The organism is Kytococcus sp. HMSC28H12 (assembly GCF_001816045.1).
In the GTDB taxonomy this organism is placed as follows: Bacteria; Actinomycetota; Actinomycetes; order Actinomycetales; family Dermatophilaceae; genus Kytococcus; species Kytococcus schroeteri.
Genome location: NZ_KV824414.1, coordinates 6077 through 7989, shown reverse-complemented (window position 1 = coordinate 7989; position 1913 = coordinate 6077). Strand labels below are relative to the sequence as shown.

The window sequence follows — 1913 nt, the reverse complement described above, 5'->3', positions numbered from 1 at the left end:
CGCGCCGCCGCCGACGCGGTGACCGCACGCCGCATCGCGGGGCTCTCGATGGAGACGATCGACGGGGAGCCCGCCCTGCGCAGCGAGTCGCCGCTGGTCGCCGCGCTGCAGGAGGCCGGCTTCGGTGCCACCCCCAAGGGCTGGAGGCTGCGTGCCTGAGGGCGACACCGTCTGGCGCACCGCACGCCGGCTCCACCTCGCCCTGGCCGGACGGGAGCTCACCCGCAGCGACCTGCGCTGGCCGTCGCTGGCCACGGTCGACCTCACCGGCCGCACCACCCTGGAGGTCGTCGCCCGCGGCAAGCACCTGCTGCACCGCCTCGACGACGGCCGCACCCTGCACTCCCACCTGCGCATGGAGGGCTCCTGGCGCGTGCACCCCGTCCCCGGGCCGGCGCGGCTGCCCGGCACCACGCGCGCCGTGCTGGCCAGCGCCGAGCACGTGGCCGTCGGCGCGTCGCTGGGGATGCTCGACCTCGTGCCCACCCGCGAGGAGCACACGCTGGTGGGCCACCTCGGGCCGGACCTGCTGGGGCGGGAGACGGAGCTCGAGGTGGTGCTCGACGCCTACGCGGCCCAGGGCGACCGCCCGGTGGGCGAGGCGCTGCTGGACCAGCGGCTCGCCTGCGGCATCGGCACGCTCTACGCTGCCGAGTCGCTCTTCCTGCGGCGGGTGGACCCGTGGGCCGGGGCGGGTTCGCTGCCGCGGGAGACCCTGACGGCCGTGCTCACCACGGCACGGTCGGCCCTCGTGGCCAACTGCTCACGGGCGGTGCAACGCACCACGCCGCCGAGCCTGCGGGAGCCCACCTGGGTCCACGGCCGGGCACGGCGCCCCTGCCTGCGCTGTGGGACGCCGGTCCGCGTGGACCCCCTCGGCACGCCCCCGACGGACCGGGTGCTCTTCCACTGCCCCACCTGCCAGGGCAGCCACCCGCGCTGACTCAGCCGACGGGCGTCGGGCGCAGCACCTGCTCGCGGGGGCCGCCGGGGCGGATGTCGGCCGGCGAGTCCGGCACGTTCACGGCCTCCTCGGCCTCGGCGATGGCCACGCGCACGGCCACGTCGTTGAGCATCTGGCTCACCGGCAGGTCCAGGGCACGGCAGATGGTGGCGAGCATCTCCGAGCTGGCCTCCTTCTCACCGCGCTCCACCTCGCTGAGGTAGCCCAGCGACACCGAGGCGTCCGAGGACACCTGGCGCAGCGTGCGGCCCTGCTCGCGGCGGCGCTCACGCAGGACGTCGCCGACCTCGCGTCGAATGATCACCATGCGCGCCTCCTGCGTCTCGTCGGTGGTCGGGGCCGTCAGGTCGACGGGACCCGAGGGGATCAGCCAAGTCTAGTTGCCTGAGAACTTCCTGCAGAGCCGCCCCCACGCTCTGCCGGCGCACCGCGGCGCGGTCGCCCGGGAAGTGGAACGCTCGGTGGGTGGCCTGGTGTTCCCCGGCACCCCCCTCGGCCGCCTCCCCGCCGTCCCCGCGCCATGCCAGGCCGACGAAGACCGTGCCCGCGGGGTGTCCGTCGGCGGGTCCCGGGCCGGCAACGCCGGTGGTCGCCACCGCCAGGTCCGCACCGCCCCAGGCCGCGGCGCCCAGGGCCATCTGCTCGGCCACGAGCCCGTCCACCGGCCCGGTCCGGGCCAGCCGCCCGGCATCGACGCCCAGCGCGGAGGCCTTGAGCTCCGTGGCGTACGAGACCACGCCCCCGCGGAGCACCGCCGAGGAGCCCGGCACGTCGGTGAGCGCCGCACAGACCAGGCCGCCGGTGAGCGACTCGGCCACCGCGAGCGTGAGCCCGCGGGCCGTCATCCGCTGCACCACCGCGCGGGCGAGGTCGGTCACGGGCTCCCCGCCGGGCGTCGCCGGGTCGGTCACGCGGTGCCCCGCCGGCCGCGGCTCCACAGGCGGGGGGC

Annotated in this window: 3 protein-coding genes; 1 reads left to right on the top strand and 2 read right to left on the bottom strand. The window is 76.8% G+C overall.

Translation table 11 applies throughout. The features are described from left to right. Positions 1 to 151 precede the first annotated feature (151 nt). Positions 152 to 943: a DNA-formamidopyrimidine glycosylase family protein gene (locus tag HMPREF3099_RS05425; RefSeq protein WP_070704992.1), complete on the top strand. Its 792-nt coding sequence runs from the start codon at positions 152 to 154 to the stop codon at positions 941 to 943. A gap of 1 nt (position 944) precedes the next feature. On the opposite strand, the gene HMPREF3099_RS05420 is transcribed toward HMPREF3099_RS05425, so the two are convergent. Next, a complete protein-coding gene (locus HMPREF3099_RS05420) occupies positions 945 to 1271 on the bottom strand; it encodes a helix-turn-helix domain-containing protein (protein ID WP_070704989.1) in 327 nt (108 codons plus the stop codon). Next, a partial coding sequence (locus tag HMPREF3099_RS05415; protein ID WP_371327510.1) for a CinA family protein occupies positions 1231 to 1913 on the bottom strand: 683 nt, incomplete at its 5' end. The genes HMPREF3099_RS05415 and HMPREF3099_RS05420, both read right to left, overlap by 41 nt.

Bases quoted from the DNA above. Each gene is read 5' to 3' on its own strand.
- HMPREF3099_RS05420 (WP_070704989.1), bottom strand. From the start codon at position 1,271: ATGGTGATCATTCGACGCGAGGTCGGCGACGTCCTGCGTGAGCGCCGC.